The 16,231-nt window shown below is 72.1% G+C and carries 11 protein-coding genes and 1 pseudogene; 4 read left to right on the forward strand and 8 right to left on the reverse strand.

The window, feature by feature from the left end; all coding sequences use genetic code 11:
* Positions 1-75: 75 nt before the first annotated feature.
* Positions 76-1,467, reverse strand: a complete 1,392-nt coding sequence (locus tag QP939_RS12740) for a 3'-5' exonuclease (protein ID WP_285456962.1) — start codon at positions 1,465-1,467, stop codon at positions 76-78.
* 193 nt (positions 1,468-1,660) lie between these two features.
* Here QP939_RS12740 and QP939_RS12745 point away from each other — a divergent pair, with 193 nt between their 5' ends.
* Both QP939_RS12745 and QP939_RS12750 read left to right on the forward strand, forming a co-directional pair.
* Complete coding sequence (locus QP939_RS12745) at positions 1,661-2,434, forward strand: excalibur calcium-binding domain-containing protein (protein WP_285456963.1); 774 nt, start codon at positions 1,661-1,663, stop codon at positions 2,432-2,434.
* A 1,262-nt stretch (positions 2,435-3,696) separates the two neighbouring features.
* Positions 3,697-4,167, forward strand: a pseudogene (locus tag QP939_RS12750) (helicase-associated domain-containing protein); the annotation flags it as partial.
* Positions 4,168-4,701: 534 nt separating this feature from the next.
* On the opposite strand, the gene QP939_RS12755 reads toward QP939_RS12750, so the two are convergent.
* Together QP939_RS12755 and QP939_RS12760 are read right to left on the reverse strand one after the other, a co-directional pair.
* Positions 4,702-5,343, reverse strand: a complete 642-nt coding sequence (locus QP939_RS12755; RefSeq protein ID WP_285459727.1) for a class F sortase — start codon at positions 5,341-5,343, stop codon at positions 4,702-4,704.
* A complete protein-coding gene (locus QP939_RS12760) occupies positions 5,340-5,816 on the reverse strand; it encodes an excalibur calcium-binding domain-containing protein (protein ID WP_285456964.1) in 477 nt (158 codons plus the stop codon). Before QP939_RS12760 ends, QP939_RS12755 begins: the two co-directional genes overlap by 4 nt.
* A gap of 294 nt (positions 5,817-6,110) precedes the next feature.
* Here QP939_RS12760 and QP939_RS12765 point away from each other — a divergent pair, with 294 nt between their 5' ends.
* The gene (locus QP939_RS12765) at positions 6,111-6,737 is read left to right on the forward strand and encodes a response regulator (protein ID WP_020642740.1); all 627 of its coding nucleotides are present in this window, start codon (positions 6,111-6,113) and stop codon (positions 6,735-6,737) included.
* A gap of 204 nt (positions 6,738-6,941) precedes the next feature.
* Here QP939_RS12765 and QP939_RS12770 read toward each other — a convergent pair whose 3' ends face one another.
* From QP939_RS12770 to QP939_RS12790, 5 genes are all read right to left on the reverse strand, one after another.
* Positions 6,942-8,384 (reverse strand): GAF domain-containing sensor histidine kinase, encoded by a 1,443-nt coding sequence (locus tag QP939_RS12770; RefSeq protein WP_434219674.1) that lies wholly within the window; start codon positions 8,382-8,384, stop codon positions 6,942-6,944.
* Between the two features lie 59 nt (positions 8,385-8,443).
* Positions 8,444-11,659 (reverse strand): thiol reductant ABC exporter subunit CydC, encoded by a 3,216-nt coding sequence (gene cydC, locus QP939_RS12775; RefSeq protein ID WP_285456965.1) that lies wholly within the window; start codon positions 11,657-11,659, stop codon positions 8,444-8,446.
* Complete coding sequence (gene cydB / locus QP939_RS12780) at positions 11,656-12,663, reverse strand: cytochrome d ubiquinol oxidase subunit II (RefSeq protein WP_285456966.1); 1,008 nt, start codon at positions 12,661-12,663, stop codon at positions 11,656-11,658. The genes cydC and cydB overlap by 4 nt, the downstream gene beginning before the upstream one ends.
* A 227-nt stretch (positions 12,664-12,890) precedes the next feature.
* Positions 12,891-14,363 (reverse strand): cytochrome ubiquinol oxidase subunit I, encoded by a 1,473-nt coding sequence (locus QP939_RS12785; protein ID WP_285456967.1) that lies wholly within the window; start codon positions 14,361-14,363, stop codon positions 12,891-12,893.
* Positions 14,364-14,443: 80 nt separating this feature from the next.
* Positions 14,444-15,403, reverse strand: a complete 960-nt coding sequence (locus QP939_RS12790) for a S41 family peptidase (protein ID WP_285456968.1) — start codon at positions 15,401-15,403, stop codon at positions 14,444-14,446.
* A 187-nt stretch (positions 15,404-15,590) separates the two neighbouring features.
* On the opposite strand from QP939_RS12790, the gene QP939_RS12795 reads away from it, so the two are divergent.
* Entirely contained in the window at positions 15,591-16,178 is a 588-nt protein-coding gene (locus tag QP939_RS12795; RefSeq protein ID WP_285459729.1) for a TMEM165/GDT1 family protein, read from the forward strand.
* The last annotated feature ends 53 nt before the right edge of the window (positions 16,179-16,231 follow it).

Genomic DNA, 16,231 nt, shown 5'->3' on the forward strand with positions numbered 1-16,231 from the left:
TAGAGCTGAGCGATGGTGGACTTCCCGATCCCGGACGGCCCGTTCAGGTGGATCAGTCTCGGCACAGCCTCGACGCTATCGCGCGGCGGGCTCGGCGATCCACCACCCGCCGAGCAGCGCACCGACCCCGAGCACGGCGAGGAAAATCCCCGCCGCGAGCGACGAACCGCCGAACATCGCGACGACGACGATGAACATCAGCACCAGCCCGACGCCCATCAGGACTCGCCCGCCGACCACGCGCGCCCGGCGCTCCGGCGCGGCCGTGGCCGTGGCCGGTCGCGCGGGCGGGGGCTCGAAGCCGAGCGCGACCGGCGCGGTGCGGACGTCGAGCAGCTCGGCGCCCAGCTCGGCGGCGCGGGTGAGCCGGGGTTCGTTCGCGGGCACGGTCGCGTCCGCGGCGAGGTGCGTGACGCTCGCCGTCAGCTTCTTCGCCAGCTGGACGCCCTCGGCGAGGACGCGGGCACGCAGCTGGTCCGCCGCGACGCTGGTGCCGAGGACTAGCACCCGCGTCGGCTTCCCGCTCGCCACGGGCCGCGGCGACCCCGTTTCCGCGACCCCGAGCGCGGTCGCCACCTGCCGCAGTTCGCGTGCCTCCGCGTCGGTCACCACGCCGTCCCGTTCCGCGATCTCCCGCAGCGCGGCGACGAACTGCTCGTGGACCGCACGCACCCGCTCCACCGGCCAGCTCGCTTCGGCCGCCAACGCGGCCAAGGCCGACACCTCCTCGCGCGACACGTGCCGATCGGCGACGACGCCCGCGAGGAGGTCCAGGTAGGGGTCGGTGTCCATCGAGGTCACCCGTTCGACCGCCTCCGCCATCCAGCCCGGTTCGGCCACCGTGGCGTCGGCACGCGGGCGCAGCGGGCCCGCGGCGAACCGGGGCAGCTCCGGAAGCACCGGTGGGGCGGCGAAAGTGAACCCGTGCCGTCCGAACAGGCTGACGGCCAGCTGAGCGACGGTCCGCGCACCGGACAACGCCGGCTGCCCCGGCCGCGTCGTCACGCCGAGCGCGTGGGCCACGGTGGCGAGCCGGTAGTTCGGCAGCCGGACGGCCATCCGTGCGGCGGCCAGGGTGTCGACGCCGGGCAGCACCGGGACCCGGGCGCCGAGCCGGGCGACCTCGTGGCCGAGGAAAGCGCTGGTGTGCGGCAGGTGGTGCACCACGACGACACTGCCGCGGCAGAAGTTCAGCAGCGAACCCAGCACCGCACCGAACGAAGGGGCGCCGTCGACGTCGCCGCGCGTGAGGCCGTGCACCACGGCCGGGCCGGGCGGTACGCCGGGACCGGGGTCGACCAGCGTCGACAGCTCACCGATGACCGTGCCGTCGGCGCGGACCCGCACGGCGGCGAGCTCGACGACGGCGCCCGGCCGCAGGCCGGTCGTCCGGATCTCCAGTGCGGTGAACTCGACGTTCCGCGCGGGGTGGCCACCGGCGCCGCGCAGCGGGAGGGATTCGATCACGCCGCCAGGGTCGTTTTCCGGTGCGGCGTTGTGACACCTTTTCGGCGCGCGCGGATGGTTCGTGACGCGATCGTGACGGCAACATTCCGCCGGATAACGACTGGTGGTCGATCACGGGCTCGTGCGTAACAACGGCGGGAGATTTCCCGAGTACCTCCTCGGCACACCGCGTCGAGGAACGAGGAAACCCGGCATGAAGCGCTTTCCGAACTGGCTGAAGATCGTCTTGGCCGCCTTCGCGGTCCTGTTCGTGCTGGGCGCGATCTTCGGGAAGGCACCGGAGCCGACGACGCCCGCCGCCGCGCCCCCGCCGTCTCCGGCCACCCCCACGACCAGCACGAAGCCGGTCGTCGTCAGCTACACCGTCGGCACCGTCACCGACGGTGCGACCCTCATTGCCCAGGGCAGCGACGGACCCAGCAAGACGGTCCACGTGCTCGGTGTCGTCGCGCCGGTGGTCAACAGCGGGTGCTACGCGACGGAATCGCTGGGCTGGGCCACCACCACCCTTTCCGGAAAAATGATCACATTGGGCGTGGAAACGGCGCAAGGCATCCCCGTGACGCTGGCCGACGGTCAGGACTACGCGGCTCTCGCGATCCAAAAGGGTTATCTCAAGTACGCGGCGAATGCCGCATCGCCCGCGCTCGCCGCCGCGGAAGCCGCGGCGAAGCAGGCCGCCAGCGGGCTGTGGGGCCCGCCGTGCAACGGGACCATCGACGCCCCCGCGCCGACTCCCACCCCGACGTCGACACCCACACCGGCTCCGGCGGCACCCGCCACCAAGGCCGCTCCGGCGCCGCCGCCCGTGGAGACCACCGAGGAAGCTCCGGAACCCGACCACAGCGCGTACTACGCGAACTGCTCGGCCGCGAAGGCCGCCGGTGCCGCGCCGCTGTACCGCGGTGAGCCCGGCTACCGGTCCGCGCTCGACCGCGACGGCGACGGAGTGGCCTGCGAACGGTGATCTAGCCTGGCGCCATGACGACCGACCTGCTCGGCCGGCTCGCGAACCTAGACCGGGAAGAGCTGGCGAAGGTACTGGCCCACCGCCCGGACGTGCTCGAAGAACCGTGGCCCCGCCGCCTCGACGACCTCGCGGCGCGGCTCGGTTCGGCGCGGTCGCTCGACGAAGCCCTGCTCAGGCTGTCCCTGCCGCAGGTGCAGGTCCTGCGCGCCGTCCAGCTCTGCCACGCGCTCGGGCGGCGGCCGACGCCGGTCGCCGAGGTCTCGCGGCTGCTCGGCACGACCGCCGTCGAATCCTTTGTGGACGAACTCGCCGAGCGGGCGATCCTGTGGCGCGAACGGGACGGCCTCGTCCTGCCCGAACCGCTGCACCGCACCGACTTCCAAGCCGAAGGCCTCGGCAGGCCCGTCGCGGCGCTGCTCGGCGACCTCGGCACGAGCGCGCTGGCGCGGCTCGCGCGATCGCTCGGCCTGCCGCAAACCGGGCGGAAACCGGAGCTCCTGCTCGCGCTGGTGCACTTCTTCCGCGACGCCGACCGCGTCCGCGAGCTCTTCGCCACGGCGCCGGCGGACGCCCGCAAGCTGGTGCAGGACATGGCCGACGGCGTGCCCGAGGTCCACGGCGTGGCCCCGGCGGGCTGGGCGTTCGACCACGGCTTCCTCGTCCAGACCTTCTACGGCACCGTGGCCATGCCGATCGAGGTGTCGCTGGCCCTGCGCGGCTCGGACCACCAGCTGCCCTTCACCCCCGCCGAGCCGGAGTTCTCCGTCACGCACACGGGGGCCGAGGCGGCGGAGGCGCTGTCGTCGGCCGCCGCGTTGCGGCTGCTCGATCGGGTTTCGGCGATCCTCGAGCTGGCCGCCGCGGAGCCGTTTCCGCTGCTCAAGGACGGCACGATCGGCGCGCGCCTGATCAAGAAGATCGCGAAGGAGACCAAGGGCACGCCCGAGGAGATCGCCCTGGCCATCGACCTCACCGCGCAGGCCGGGCTGCTGCTGGCCGACGAGCCACCCGCGCCGCGCCGCGGGCAGAAGGCGCCGCCGCCCACGCTCGCGCCGAACCCCGACGTCGCGCGGCCCGCGCCCGCGCTGCTGTACCGCCTGCTGCTGTCGACCTGGTGGGACCCGGAGCCGCTGGAGTTCGAGACCGACGTCCCGGCGCTGGTGCGCAAGGCACTCGTGCGGCTGCTGGCCCGGCTCGACCCGGGCGACGCGATCGCCGACGTCGCCGCGTTGACCGAGCTCGCCGCGTGGCACGCGCCGATGTTGCCCGCCGAAGACTTCCCCGAACACGTCCGTGAGGCCTTGAACGACGGCGAACTCCTCGGCGTCTTCGCCCACGGCGCCGTCACCGCGGCCGGACGCGCGTTGCTCGACGAAGGCGACCTCATCGAGGTCACCGACGAACTGGTGTCCCGCGCGCGCACGACGGCGCTGTTCGGCACCGACCTGACGGCGATCGTGCCCGGCTCACCCGACGCGCGGCTCGCCGCGGCGCTCGACCGCGTCGCCGACCGGGAAGCCCAGGGCACGGCGACCAGCTGGCGGTTCTCGCCCGCGAGCGTCCGGCGGGCGTTCGACCAGGGCGCGACCGCCGAGGAACTGCTCGACGAGCTGACGGCGATCGCCGCGGGCGACCTGCCGCAGCCGCTCGTGTACCTGGTCAACGACGTCGCACGGCGCCACGGCGAGGCGCGGGTGCTCGACGTCGCGAGCGTCGTCGTCGGCGAACCGGCCGTCCTCGCCGAACTCGCCGCGCACCGCAAACTCGCGAAACTCGGCCTGCGCTCGGTGGCACCAACCGTCCTGACGTCCACTGTGGACGCGACCGGCACGCTCGAAGCGTTGCGCGAAGCGGGATACGCGCCCACGCACCACGCGGGCGACGGCAGCATCGTCCTGCCCGCCCGCGAGCGGGTGGAGCCGAAGGTCGTCGTGCGTGACCGCGAACCCGGCGAGCAGCCGCCCGGCCCCCTCGACCACGCCGAACGCCTGCTGGCCGCTCCGGCGAGCGGTCCGGGCCTGCGCCGCGGGCAGCTCGCCCGCGCGATGAGCGACCGGTACGCGGGCCGCCTCACGCCGAAGCAGCAGCAACTCTGCCTGCAGCTCGAGGCCGGGATCCCGGCGGACGTCCGGTACCGGGCGGACGGCGGCGAGCCCACCCAACTCGTGATCGCGTACCCGGGAGCTCGACGGCGACGTCCTGGACGTCTGGTCGCTCGACGACCGCGCCTACCGCAGGCTCGAGCTGGCCCGGATCGACCTGGACTAGACCTCGACGCCGGTGAGCCGCGCGTAGGCGACGACGTTGTCGAGGTAGTTGCCGCTCGCCCGGTCGAACGCGCCGCCGCAGGTGATGAGCCGCAGCTCGGGCCCGGGGGTGTCGCCGTACACCTGGTCCGTCGGGAATTCGGCCTTCGCGTAGCGGTCGACGCGGTAGACCGTGAAGACCACCGTCCGGCCGTCGCCGCGGCCGATCCTGGCCTGCTCGCCCGGGCGCAGCTCCTTCAACCGGGAGAAGGCGCCGGGCACGTGCTTGTAGTCGACGTGCGCGGCCAGCACCGCCGGACCGGGCTCCCCCGGCGACGGCGCGCCGGTGAACCAGCCGACCGTCGTGGCGTCACCCGGGACCTCCAGCTCGCCGCTCGACGTCAGCCCGAGGTCCTGGATGGTCTCGGCGTGCACGCCGATCGCCGGGATGCTCAGCGACGCCGGTTCCGCCGCCGGGAGGCCGCCGGTGGTCTCCGCCGCGGTGCTCGTGGTGCTCGGGGTGCTCGTGGTGGCCGGGCTCGGCGGCGCGATCTGCTCGGGCGCCTTCGGGGCCAGGACGAGGACGAGGACCACGGCCAGTACCGCGCCGAACGCGGCGGCGACCGCCGTGACGGCCGGCCACCGGCGCGGGTGCCTCAACTCGGGCGCCGGCGCAGGTAGACCACCATGCCGCCGGACACCGCCGCGGCGAGCAGCGTGCCGCTGAGCACCAGGAAGCCGGGGACGTCGGTGTCCGGCTCGCCCCCGCCGGTGGCCACGCCGCCGACCGGCTTCACCTTCACCTGGCCGCCCGTCGCGGGTTTCTTCGTGCTGGACTTCGGAGCCGGTTGCGTGGTGGTGGCCGGTTTTTCGGACGTCGGGGTGGTGCTCTGCCGGGGACGCGGGGGCAGCGATTCGCACGCCTTGCCGTCGTGGTCCTCGTCGAGGTTGTTCGGGTCTCCCGGTGTCGCGTCGAGGACCGCCTGCGCCTCCTCCTGGTACTTGAAGTCCTTGCAGTTCAGGTCACCGGCGACGGGGACGGCGAGCTGCGCGGAGGCGAAGGGGACGGGGCCGAGGAGGGCGAGCCCGGCGACCGCGGCGGCCGTGGTCAGGGCACGACGAATCAGGGACAACGGAATTCCTTTCGGAGGGAATCGGGGCGATTGCGTGGTGACTATCGCGACCATCCGGTGCCTGTTACGCCCCATTCGAGAATTCGGGAAATGCCAGCATCTGACGAAATCCGGCAGGTTTCGTGATTCTTCCCCATTTCCATGTCGACCTGGGGAATCGCGCACCGGTAATACGTACCAGTCGGGATGTTACGCATTTTGTTCGACACGTTCGAGGTAATTGCCCGCCGACACCGGGTGTGACGGTGCCGACGGGCCGCCGCACGCCGTCCACACACCCCGTAACCTCGTGGTATGCCGATCCAGGTACTGCTCGTCGACGACCACGAACTGGTCCGCCGCGGGCTGCGCGACCTCCTCGGCGACGAGCCGGACATCGAGGTCGTCGCCGAGGCGAGCAGCGTCGAAGAGGCGCTGGCGGTGGCGATGCACGTCGAGCCGGAGGTCGCGGTGGTCGACGTCCGCCTCGGCGACGGCGACGGCATCACGCTGTGCCGCGAGCTGCGGTCCAAGCCGAACCCGCCGGCCTGCCTGATGCTGACGGCGTTCGACGACGAAGAGGCGATGGTCGGCGCGATCATGGCCGGCGCCGCGGGGTACCTGTTGAAGCAGGTGCGCGGGCAGGACGTGGTGAACGCGGTGCGCGAGGTCGCGGCCGGGCGGTCGCTGCTGGACCCGGTGAGCACCGCGCGGGTGCTGGACAAGATGCGGCACCCGCCGACGGACGAGCTGGCGGCGCTGACCGAGCGCGAGCGGGACGTGCTCGAGCTGATCGGCCAGGGCCTGTCGAACCGCGAGATCGCCGAGCGGCTGTTCCTCGCGGAGAAGACGGTCAAGAACTACGTCACGTCCGTGCTGGCGAAGCTCGGCATGCAGCGCCGGACGCAGGCGGCCGCCTGGATCGCGCGCCGCGAGAAGTAACCCTGCGCATTCGGCACGTCCGCAAGCCGCCGTTCGCTGCGTCCTTTTCACCGCTCGTCACGGTCCGCCATGCTCATCGGCCATTTCCCGGGGCGACATTCACCCGAAGGTGAGTCGAATATATGTTCGATGAGCCGGTAAGATCTTTCTCGAGGGCGAGGAAGGGAGGCTTGGATGACCCGAGAAGGGTGAGGCCGAGTCGAATCAGTCGAGTGGCAGGTCGAACGCGACGAGCGTGCCGAGACTGGGTGAGGAGTTCAGGAAGAACTTCCCGCCCGCGGCGTCCGCGCGTTCGGCGAGATGACGCAGACCGCGGGTGGCGACGCCTTGGGGGACGCCGGATCCGTTGTCCCGGACCCGGAGTTTCACGCCCCGGGAGTCCCTGGTCAGCGTCACGCGGGTTTCGCTGGCACCGGAGTGTCTGACCACATTGGACAGTGCTTCGCGCAGGGCGGCCCGGATGTGGTCGGCCCGTTCCGCGGGGATGTCGGCGAATTCGCCGGACAGCTCCAGGGTCGGCGGGTACCCGAGCAGCTCGCCGGCGATGCGGACCTCGCCGCGCGCCGACTCGGCGAGGTCGGTGGGCGTGCCGGTGTCGTGGCGAGGTTCCGGTGACCGCAGCGCGCGCACGGTGCCCCGGATCTCCTCGATGGTCTGGTCGAGCTGGTCGATGGCGTCGGACAGCCGAGCCCCGTCGGCTTGGGCGAACCGCTTGCGCATGTTGCGCCGGACGCGGTCGAGCTGCATGCCGGCACCGTAGAGGCGCTGGACGATGACGTCGTGGAGCTCACGGGCAATGCGCTCGCGCTCTTCGTAGAGGGCGACGCGGTGCCGGGCATTGGCACCCTCGGCGAGTGCGAGGACAACCCCGGCTTGCGCGGCAAAGGCGACGAGCATCTCGACGGTCCCGGCGGAGAAGGGCTCGCGGCCCCGCTTCCGGTAGACGGTGAGCGCGCCGAGAACACGCCCCCCGGACCCGAACGGCGCGGCGGCGAAGGGGCCATAGCCCTGGAGTTCGGCGGGAACGTAGGGCGCGGTCCGCGGATCGACGGTGAAGTCCTCGCTGGCCACGGGCTCCCCACCCCGAGCGACCCGCCCGGCAGCGGAGTCGGCGGGAAGGGCAAGGCCACGCAGGGAGAGATCGGCGGAGGCCGGTCCGCCAGGGCCCGCACCCGGATCGGCGGCGGACGAGCCCACGCCCGGCCCGCCGCTCGCGGCGGCGGACGCCAGTCCGCCGCGATCCGCGGGCGCGTCGGCCGATGCCGAGCCCGCGCCTGCGTCGGCCGAGACCGGTTCGCCAGGGCCCGCGCTCGCATCAGCCGAGGCCGAGCCCGCGCCTTCCCCAGCGCGCGCGTCGGCCGAGGCCGGTCCACCGCGGCCTTCGCTCGCGTTGCCGAGCGCCGTCGCCGGGTCGCCCGTTTCGGCGGGCTCGTCCGCGGCGGGGTGAGCCGTGGCGTAATGCGCTGCCTCGACCACCACGCGACCGTCGTCCGTGCTCACCATCGCCAAGCCCAGGTCGGCGTCCGCGAGTTCGGCCGCCCTGGCGACGACCGTGTCCAGCACCGCTCCCGGGTCGTCGCCGGACAGGGCGGTGCTCGTGATCTCGGTGGCGGCGGACAGTGCCCGCGCGGCAAGCGTCGGATCCATGAGTTCCGTCATTATCGCGCGGCGCGGCGGCGGCACGACAGCGACGTCGTGGGAATCGATCACGCCACCGGCACCCGCGTCACGACCCGGCCGTCGCGGACTTCGAGCACCACGTCCGCGCCCTCGGCCTCGTCGGCCCGGTGGGTCACGTGCACCACCGTCCGGCCCGCCAACGCGTCACGCAGGTGCGCGCGCACCTCCCGCGCCGTCGGTTCGTCGAGGTGCGCGGTCGGCTCGTCGAGCAGCACGAGACCCGCCGACGGCGCCCCGAGCAGCGCACGCGCCAGCGCGACACGCTGAGCCTGCCCACCGGACAGCCCGCTGCCGCCGCTGCCGAGCAGCGTCGACGGCTCGACGTCGTCCAGGGCGGCCTGCCGCAGGGCCTCGCGCAGCTCGTCCTCGGTCGCCGTCGGCCGGGCGAGGCGGAGGTTCTCGGCGACCGTCGTGGCGGCGAGCATCGGCTCCTGCGGCGCCCACGCGATCCCGTCCGGGACCGTGACCTCGCCACGCCGGGGCGCGAGGAAGCCCAGGAGCGCGGCGACGAGCGTCGACTTGCCCGCGCCGCTCGGCCCCACGACGGCCGCGTACGTGCCCGGGCGGAGCTCGAGGTCGACGTCGTGGAGGACCACCGGTCCGTCCGGCCAGCCGAGGTCCGCGCCTCGCAGCTCCACCTCGGTGCCCGGGGTGCGCGAGGGCTGCTCCGGCACGTCGGCCAATCGGCGACGCGCCCGCTGCAGCGTGTCCCAGTGCTGCGCCACCGGCGGCAGCAGCGCGAGGACCTCCGCCAACGCCAGCGGCACCAGGGCCAACAGGGGCGCCAGCACCGGGTCGAGCCGTCCGTCGGCGACGGCCGTCGCGGCCAGGGCCGTGCTGACCACCGCGCCCGCTCCGCACACCAGCGTCACCAGTGCCTCCGCCGCGCCCACGCCGAACGCCTGGCGACGCGCCTGCGCCACCAGCCGCGTGTCGGCGTCGGTCAGGGCTCGGCGGTGGTCGCGCGCTGTTCCGTACGCCAGCAGCTCGGCCGCCGCCTCGAAGAGCACCAGTACTCGGGCTGCCACTTCGCGGCGGCCGTCGGCCAGCGCCGACGTCGCTCGGCGTTCGGCGCGCAACGCCACCCACGGCGCGCACAACCCGAGCGCGACGACCACCGCGAGCGCCAACCCGGCCGCGGGCAGCACCCACGTCTGCACGGCGATCGCCCCGGCCGCGACCAACGCGACCACCAGCGGTGGCGAAACCACCCTCGGCAGCAGGTCGCGCACCGTGTCGACGTCCGCGGCCAGGCGCCGTTGCCCCTCCCCCGCGCGCAACCCCCGAGCGGGCCCGAGCCGGACCAGCGAATTCCACAGCCGCACCCGGAGGCGGCCCGCGATGCGGAACGCCGCGTCGTGCGTGACCAGCCGTTCGACGTACCTGAGCCCCGCGCGGCCGAGCCCGAACGCGCGGACGCCGACCACCGCGACCGTTAGCGTCAGGATCGGCGGCTGCTGGGACGCCTTGGCGATCAGCCAGCCCGACGTCGCGGTCAGCGCCACCCCGGCCAGCAACGCCACCGCGCCCAGGACGGCGCCGCCGAACAGGCGACCGTCGAGGATCGAGCGCCACCCCAGCGGCGGGCGCGCGGTGTCCTCTGTGGACAGCGTGGGCGCCGCGGAGACGTCTGTCGACATATCGACTGCCGCCGTACGCTGGTGGGCCGCGATGATCGCCGCGGCGCCGGTGTCGACCGCGCGCTGGACCGCGTCGAGAACCAGGCGCGCATTGGCTTCGTCGAGGTGGGCCGTCGGCTCGTCGAGGAGGAGCAGCCAGGCGCCGTCCTGGGTTCGGCGCAGCGCCCGGGCGACGGCGACGCGTTGGCGTTGTCCCAGCGAAAGCTTCGAAACCGGGCGGTCCGCGAGTCCCGTCAGGCCGAGTTCGGCGAGGAACGCGTCGGAGCCGACTTCCTCGCGGACCGTGCCGCCCGTGAACACCGGCGACTGCGGCACCCACGCGACCTGCTCGCGCCACCGCGTCAGGTCGGCGTCGGCGAGGTTCGTCGTGCCGACCGTGATGGCGCCGTCGGCGGCCGGGACGAACCCGAGCAGCGCCGCGAGCGTTGTCGACTTGCCGCCTCCGCTCGGGGCGCGGAGCCAGACCGTCTCGCCCGGGCGGACCGTGAACGTCTCGCCATCGGGCGCGAACCCGCCGCGACGCGCGACGCGCAGCGACGACACCTTCACCTCGCCGCGCTCGACAGGCGCGGTTCCGGTCTCGCGAACGGGCGTCGCCAGCAGGTCGGCGACGCGCCGGACCGCCTCGACACCGTCCTCGCTGGCGTGGAACGCGGCGCCGACCGCGCGCAGCGGCTGGTAGCACTCGGGCGCCAGGATCAGGACGCCGAGCCCGATGGCCAGCGGCAGGCTCCCGCCGACCAGCCGGACGCCGATGACCACCGCGACGAGCGCGACCGACAGCGTCGCGATCAGTTCGAGCACGAACGCCGAAGAGAAGGCGACCTTCAACGTCTTGAGCGTCGCGCGGCGGTGGCGCTCGGACAGCACTCGGACCGTCCCGGCCTGGGCCATGGCGCGGCGGAACGCCGTCAGCACCGGAAGGACGCGGACGAGTTCGAGGAGCCGTTCGGACATCCGGTGCGTCGCGTCGGTCGCGCCCGCGACGCGCCCGGCCGTGTACTTGCCGACGAGGATCGCGAAGATCGGGAGCAGCGGCACCGTCAGCGCGACGATCACGCCGGACGGCCAGTCCGCGAACAGGATCGCCGCCCCGGCGCCGAGCGGCACGACGGCCGCCGTCACCAGGGCGGGCAGGTACTCGCGGAAGTACGCGTCGAGCGCGTCGAGGCCGCGGGTCGTCAACGCCGTCAGCTCGCCGTGGCCGCGCTGCGCGATCCACTCGGGGCCGAGGCGCAGCGCGTGGTCGACGGCTCGCGCGCGCAACTCGCGTTGCGCGGTCGCCGCGGCTCGGGCGGAGACCGTGCGCACCGCCCAGCCGGTCAACGCGCGCGTCGCGACGAGCGCGAGCAGCGCGGCCAGCTGGGCGGTGCGTCCCCCGGTGCCTGCTCCGACGATCGTCGCGAGGACGTCGGCGAGCAGGAACGCCTGTGCCACCAGCGCGGCGGCGTGGAGGAACGACAGGAAACCCACCAGGGCCAGCGCTCGGCGCACGGCCGGCACGAGGGCCGGCAATGCGCCGAGCGGGCCCTTTCCCGGCCGCGCCGAGTCCACTGTGGACTCCGAGGCGGAAAGGGGAGCGCGTCCGGGAAGCTTGGTCATGGTGCGTGGACCGCCGGGATGTGCTGGGTGCCGATGCGCTTGCGGAACACCCAGTACGTCCAGCCCTGGTAGATCAGCACGGCGGGCGCGCCGAAGGCGGCGACCCACGTCATCACGGTGAGCGTGTACGGGCTCGACGCGGCGCCTTCGACGGTCAGCGTGTTGGCGGCGTCGAGCGTCGAGGGCAGCACGGCCGGGAAGAGCGCGCCGAACATCGTGACGGCGGCCCCGGCGATGACGACGCCGAGCGCGGCGAAGGCCTGTCCCTCACGACCGGCCCGCAGCCGCAGCCACGCGACGACGGCGGCGAGAGCACTGATCCCAAACGAGAGCAGTGTCCACAACGTGCCTTCGCGCCACTGGACGACCGTGAGGAACGCGACGATCGGCAGCATCGCGACCGGCAGCAGCCTGACGGCCAGGCTCCGGGCACGTTCCCGCAGGTCACCGCTGGTTTTCAGGGCGAGGAAGGCGGCGCCGTGGGTGAGTGAGAAGGCGACGATCGCGACCGCGCCGAGCAGGGTGTCCCACCGGAAGGCGGCGAACGCGGAGCCGACGCGGTTGCCTTCGGCGTCCAGCGGGAGGCCGAGGACGGTGGTGGCGAGGATGAGCCCGACGCCCAGCGGCGGGATCCACGAGCCGAGCGCGATGACGCGGTCCCAGGTGCGCCGCCAGCGGTCGGAGTCGACCTTGCCGCGGTACTCGAAGGCGACGCCGCGGCCGATGAGGGCGAGCAGCACGAGCAGCAGCGGCAGGTAAGCGGCGGAGAAGAGGCTGGCGTACCAGCCGGGGAAGGCGGCGAACATCGCCCCGCCGGCGACGATCAGCCAGACTTCGTTGCCGTCCCAGACGGGCCCGATGGTGTTGACCATGACGCGGCGCTCGGTGTTGTCCTCGGCGAGGACGGGCAGCAGCATGCCGACGCCGAAGTCGAAGCCTTCGAGGAAGAGGTAGCCGAGCCAGAAGAAGGCGATGACGACGAACCAGACGACTTCGAGGCTCATCGCGCACCTACCACAGCGGGCCGACGGTTGACGCCGTCGCGGGCCCGATCGCCGTGAGTTATCCACAACGGGTCGAGTTGTCCACAGATTTGCTGTGGGTAACCCGCGAGAGTGACCAAGCCGATACGCTGGGTTCGGGGTCGCCCCCCGGGAAGGGTGGGGGCTGCTTTACGGGAGTCTTGGGCTGCTGCACAGCCGCTGAGCTGCAGGGTTGTCATTTCCGCTCCTCAGTACGCGAAGGCGAGCGTGTCGCCGTCGGTCTTGTCGGAGTCCTTCTTCTCCGGGGGCATCACTGCCTCTACGCCGCCGCGGATGTACTTGCGCATCAGGTACAGCTCCACCACTCCGAGGGCCGCGTACACCGTCGTCAGCGCTATCAGCGAGGTCCACACCTCGCCCGTGGTCAGGCGGGAGACCGCCTGGGCCGTGAACATCCAGACCCCATCTACGCCCGTCGGGTTGGGGGCGACCACGAATGGCTGGCGGCCCATCTCCGTGAAGATCCAGCCCGCGCTGTTGCCCAGGAACGGTGTCGCGATTCCGCCGAGGACCAGCAGGGGGAACCAGCGGCCTTCCGGGATCCGGTCGCGGCGGGTCAGCCACAGGGCCAGCAGGCCGATGCCCGCCGAGACCGCGCCGAAGCCGATCATCATGCGGAAGCCCCAGTACGTCACCGGCAAGTTGGGCACGTAGTCGATCGGCTTGCCCGCCAGGGAACCCAGGTCCGGGTCGTCCGGGTAGTTCGTGCCGTACTTGGCCTGGTACTCCGACACCAGGTTCTCCACGCCCTTGACCTCGGTCGAGAAGTCGTTGTGCGCCAGGAACGACAGGAGCGCCGGCACGTTGAACGTCTTCACGTCCTCGCAGTTGGCCCCGGACACGTCGCCGATCGCGATGATCGAGAAGCTCGCCGGTTTCTCCGTGTGGCACAACGCTTCCGCGGACGCCATCTTCATCGGCTGCTGCTCGAACATCAGCTTGCCCTGGGCGTCACCCGTGATCGCGAGGACCGCGAAGGCCGCGATGCCGACCCAGCCGCCGAGGCGCAGCGACGAACGCCAGACGTCCTGGTTCGACCGCCGCCGCCAGAGGTGCCAGCCCGCGACGCCCACCAGGAACGCCGCCGCCACCGAGAACGCGCCCGCCAGCGTGTGCGGGATCGCCGCCAGGGCGGTGTTGTTCGTCAGCACCGCCCAGATCGAGTTCATGGTCGGCTTGCCGTTCTCGAACGTCACGCCCACCGGGTGCTGCATCCACGAGTTCGCCGCCAGGATGAAGTACGCCGACGCCATCGTGGCCAGCGAAAACGCCCACGCGCACGCCAGGTGCACCTTCTTCGGCAGCCGGTCCCAGCCGAAGATCCAGAGGCCGAGGAACGTCGACTCGACGAAGAACGCGACGAGCCCTTCCATCGCCAGCGGCGCGCCGAAGACGTCGCCGACGAAGCGGGAGTACGCGCTCCAGTTCATCCCGAACTGGAACTCCTGCACGATCCCGGTCACCACGCCCATCGCGAAGTTGACCAGCAGGACTTTGCCCCAGAACTTCGTCATCTTCAGGTGCCGCGGATCGCCGGTGCGGACCCAGCGGGTCTGCATCGCCGCGACCAGGATCGACAGCCCGATGGTCAGCGGGACCATCAGGAAGTGGTAGACGGTGGTGATGCCGAACTGCCACCGCGCTAGCTCCAGTACCTCCACGTCATCCAGCGTGCTCCGGTGCCGGGAGCCGGACCAGTTCAAGTGGTCCCGTTGTGCCCAGGACCAACGTCCCGGGTGAACTACAGCCGGGTGAGCGCCTCCCGCGCTTCCTCGGCGACGTCGCGTCGCGGCCCGTCGGCACCCAGCCCGAGGACGTGCTCGAGCGCCAGCGCGTACGCCGTGTCGAACGCCTTGTCCGCGGCCACCGGCACGTCCGGCCGGACGCCGGTGCCCTCCCAGTTCTCCCCCGTCTCCGGGTGCAGCGAGCGCGCGATCGACACCGTCACGTCGAGGTGGGTGTCCACTTTGTACTGCTCACGCGGGTGGGCGCCGCCGCGGGTGGGCTCGCCGACCGTCTTCGCGCGGCCGTGCTGCTGGAGGGAGAACGCGAGGTCCTCGCCGCCGGAGAACGTCGCCGGACCGGTGAGCACCCAGATCGGCTTGGTGCCGCCGAAGCGCGCGCCCGGGACGTACGGCAGCGTCCACATCTGGGTCGTGCGGTCGCCCTCGCGCTCGTAGATGTCGAGGTAGTGGACCCGCTCGTCGTGGAGGTAGGTCTGCAGGAACGCGCTCGTGTCCGGGGTGCCGCCGCGGTTGCGCCGGACGTCGAGCAGCAGCGCGTCGGCGGACGCGACCAGCGTCATCGCCGCCGCGATCGCGGACGCCGCGAGGTCCAGCGGGTAGAGCAGCGTCGTGTCGAGGTAGCCGACGTTGCCCGGCAGGCGCCGCACCGACGCGATCCCGAAGTTCTCCAGCTCGGCCGCCTGCCGGAAGTCCTCGGAGGCGTGCTCGTGGTCGCCGTCCTCGGCCACCGGGTCGACGTGGTGACGCAGCCGGAGGTGCTTGTCGCCGTTCACCGACTGCAGGTCGGCTGTGACGAGCGTCGCGAATTCGGCGTCCTCGACTCCCGCGTACGCGCCTTCGCCGAGACGTTGGCGAAGCACCTCTGTGAGCTTCCTCGCGACGTCCGGGAAGACGTAGTGGGCTTCCAGCCGCCGGATGACCTCTTCGACCTGCGCAGCACGCGCCTCTGACCCCATGGTCGTCAACCTACCCCAGGCCACAACCGAAAATTCGGTGCGCCGAAAAAAATTGTGCGCCTGGCCGGGATGCCAAATTCATGGCCGCCGATCGGGCAATTTCGCGGAAGCCATCAGCTTGCGGCGTTCTGAATCGCCCCTTTATCGTTGCAGTGAAAGGGGCGAAGAAATACTCATGACTGCCGCGATGGTGGCGTTGATCAGCGCGTTCGGCCTGGTCCTCGCCGTGGAGCTGCCGGACAAGACGCTGGTCGCGACCCTGGTGCTGACCACCCGTTTCCGCGGCTGGCCGGTTTTCGCCGGGGTGTGCGTCGCGTTCGCCGTGCAATGCGTCATCGCGGTCGCGTTCGGCAGCGTGTTGACGCTGTTGCCGGACGTCGTCCTTTCGCTCGTCGTCGCCGCGATGTTCGGCCTCGGCTCTTTCATGCTCCTTCGCGAGGGATTCAGCGAAGCCGACGAAGCTGGTGAAGACGCTTCACGCTCCGGGCCCTCGCCACTGTCCTTCATGCGCTCCGCGATGACGTCCTTCGGCGTGCTCTTCGCCGCCGAGTGGGGTGACGCCTCCCAGCTCGCGACGGCGAGCCTCGCCGCCCGCATCGGCAACCCCGTCGCCGTCGGCGTCGGCGCCTTCTCCGCGCTCGTCGTGGTCGCCGGGCTCGCGGTGTTTATCGGTGCGAAGCTCCGCAGCCGGATCCGGCCGAAGCTGATCCAGCGCTGCGCCGGGTTCGCCTTCGCCGGGTTCGCCGGGTTCGCCCTGCTCCAGCTGGCCTTCTGACCGCTCTTTCACAGGTTCGCCCGGTAACCTTTCGGGAACGAAAGGGAGAGCAC

This window comes from Amycolatopsis nalaikhensis (genome assembly GCF_030264295.1).
Classification (GTDB): domain Bacteria; phylum Actinomycetota; class Actinomycetes; order Mycobacteriales; family Pseudonocardiaceae; genus Amycolatopsis; species Amycolatopsis nalaikhensis.